The sequence below is a fragment of the Pseudomonas amygdali genome, assembly GCF_002699855.1.
GTDB lineage: Bacteria > Pseudomonadota > Gammaproteobacteria > Pseudomonadales > Pseudomonadaceae > Aquipseudomonas > Aquipseudomonas amygdali.
In genome coordinates, this window is record NZ_LKBW01000160.1 from 1 (window position 1) to 2,508 (window position 2,508).

General features: G+C 50.7%; 3 protein-coding genes and 1 tRNA gene. 3 read left to right on the plus strand and 1 reads right to left on the minus strand.

Annotation, left to right across the window (positions count from 1 at the left end):
• Positions 1-458 precede the first annotated feature (458 nt).
• Positions 459-698, minus strand: coding sequence for a hypothetical protein (locus AO277_RS12640; protein WP_080718878.1), 240 nt, complete (start codon positions 696-698; stop codon positions 459-461).
• A gap of 107 nt (positions 699-805) precedes the next feature.
• On the opposite strand from AO277_RS12640, the gene AO277_RS12645 reads away from it, so the two are divergent.
• The 3 genes from AO277_RS12645 (at position 806) to AO277_RS12660 (ending at position 2,470) form a co-directional block, all read left to right on the plus strand.
• A tRNA-Thr gene (locus tag AO277_RS12645) sits at positions 806-881 on the plus strand.
• A 598-nt stretch (positions 882-1,479) separates the two neighbouring features.
• Positions 1,480-1,890: a hypothetical protein gene (locus AO277_RS12650; RefSeq protein WP_044319042.1), complete on the plus strand. Its 411-nt coding sequence runs from the start codon at positions 1,480-1,482 to the stop codon at positions 1,888-1,890.
• A gap of 373 nt (positions 1,891-2,263) precedes the next feature.
• A complete protein-coding gene (locus AO277_RS12660) occupies positions 2,264-2,470 on the plus strand; it encodes a hypothetical protein (protein ID WP_099259002.1) in 207 nt (68 codons plus the stop codon).
• The last annotated feature ends 38 nt before the right edge of the window (positions 2,471-2,508 follow it).

Here is a 2,508-nt window from a genome sequence, read left to right on the forward strand (position 1 = left end):
TTTGGTCGGCATACATGCACCTCTAGCTACATGTTATGCCCGAACACAAAATTTCTGACAGTCTCACATGTTATGCCCGAACACAAAATTTCTGACAGTCTCGCAGGCCCTAACCAGCCCGAACACAAAAAAACTGATACTCCCCATATCTCCAGTGCAAATGCAACGCAACAAGAACCAGCCCACAAGAAAATGCCCGAATCCAGAGGATCCGGGCATTTCTTGAAACATCAATGAAGCCTTCGTGAGCGTCCAGACGCACATTCATGCGATTCAGACAGCAATCCTCAGCCCCACCTTGCGCAAGACCCGACAGGCCAGACGCAACTACAAATATCCTTCAACAACTCCTCAGCGANCGATCCATCGCATTACTCATCAGATAGTCCTTTATCTGCTGGCTGAAAAGCTAACGTCCCATGCTGCTGACTCAGTAGCCCGGGCCGTTGAGAACAAGCCTATGCAAAGCCCTCCCGCCCTGCAACAGCCCCAAAATGGTGGGGTCGGATGGGTGCCTGTTCATACGCCAAATCGCCATCAACGCTGGGCGCATTGGTTTGCGCGACCAGGTTAAAAATCCATTGCTTTGTCAGGCACAAGCTATATGCGTCAAAGGCGAAATCAGCGTTCAAAATCGCATTGCTCACACACATCAAACAGACCAATCCATCAAAACCAACGGAAACGTCCTGCACCATCACCCGTCCGCATCCCACCCAAAGCGCCAATGGTCGATTTTTTTCAACTGAATCAGACAGCTAGGCTTTACAAGCGCATCAGAAGCTATATACTCGCAGCCCATTACGCCGGTATAGCTCAGTTGGTAGAGCAACTGACTTGTAATCAGTAGGTCCCGGGTTCGACTCCTGGTGCCGGCACCATATAAATCAAGGGCTTGCAGCGATGCAGGCCCTTGTTTTTTGTCCCGCACGTAACAACGCACGTAATAAGCCGTCCAGAACGACGCTTCCCAGGCCCAGCGGGCATCCTGAATTCGACCAGTTACAGGTAGTGATAGCCTCAAAAATTGAGCCTCACGAGGATGTGTGCGCACATGTCTGCCACACACCCTACACACGGGGAAAAATTTTCCGGTGCATACCTAAAAAGTGCGTCAGAAGTGTAAGTGAGATTTTTAATCTCTATAAAATCCTTATAAATCAATGGTTTACTACACAAACCTAACCGTAAGTAGACTGTCAGAAAGGCGTAAGCACAGAACAGTTTGTGACTGTAAGTGAGCGACCCTGCAACCTACTGTTTTTAAAGGATATTTTTTGATCCTTTCTTTCGCTTACACTTTTTGACGACTCGACTGTAAGTGAGGATCCTCAATGGTTACGGGGGTTACAGGGCTTTTTCTCGCTCACTTACACCGCTTACGCGTCAGGAGGGGGTATCCCGGAAAAAGGTTTTCAGTAGCCCACCTGGAAACACCTTCAAAACCATCCTCGCCTCACATCGCTGACCGGAGAAACCATGCCGAAGCCCAGTAACCGCGCCCCTATTCCACAAATCGAGATGATCAAGAAGGGTGGTCAATGGGAGGTTCACTGGGATTATCAGGAGGGACCCGCGAGCTTGGTGCTGTTCAACCGTGGCGAATATCTGCGCGGATACATAGATGGGGTATTGGACATGCTCCGCATCGATCCAGAGAGGGTTTGCTGTGCGAGCGGTTTGACTGGCACCGTCAAACGGCTTGATCAGAAGCAAGCCGAGGCACTGCACAGTGCCTTAAGTCAGTTGCTGATACCGATGGTAGAAGCTGAATTCGCTCGAATAGCTCGCAACACGGGTCTTCCCCACCTTCGGAGCACCGATACAATCGAATGCAACGCGGGAAATGTCGTTGATACGCCTGCAGCCCCCGATCCGCTTAGCCTGTAAAGGTCGGAACTGATCTAACCACCGCGCCCCCGATACACAGTTTTGGAACCAGTGTCGATTTAGAAAACTGCCCCATCCCTTGGTTTTCCAATTTTCGATCCAGTCTGGCCGGGCTTTAGAGGATTCGCCCCTCCGGCGTGGTCCTTTCGTTCGTTGTGCAAGGCGATGACATTTTTCTTCATAACCTTGCACGCTGTGCAATTGCCGCTCCCCTGCGCAACCCCACGGCTGGCTTGGGCTGGAGTACTGCTTTCATCGCATCTGGATTTGCACAAAAAACGGACGCAGAGCCCGTCGGCGGGAGGGGGATAAGTGCTTTTTTCAATGATTTTTTTTGTTAAAGGATTTTTTCTGTAAGCCTTTAGCTAATGACATGAACAGGAACGAACGCGATAATCAGCCGAACTATTGTGATTTGGAACATATGGAAACGCTGCAAATCTCGCCCGCCATGCTTGACTGGGCGGCCCTGAAAGCGGGTAAGACATTGGAAAGTCTTGCTGGTGAGATCGTGGCCGAGCGAAACCGTGGGCGCTTTTTAGAGGGGGAGTATCAGTTTTTTTGTGTTCGGGCTGGTTAGGGCCTGCCGTCAGGCAGGCCCTTGTTTTACCAGCTCGG

Coding starts and splice junctions, on each gene's coding strand:
- AO277_RS12660 (WP_099259002.1), top strand. CDS start 2,264: ATGAACAGGAACGAACGCGATAATCAGCCGAACTATTGTGATTTGGAA.
- AO277_RS12650 (WP_044319042.1), top strand. CDS start 1,480: ATGCCGAAGCCCAGTAACCGCGCCCCTATTCCACAAATCGAGATGATC.
- AO277_RS12640 (WP_080718878.1), bottom strand. CDS start 698: ATGGTGCAGGACGTTTCCGTTGGTTTTGATGGATTGGTCTGTTTGATG.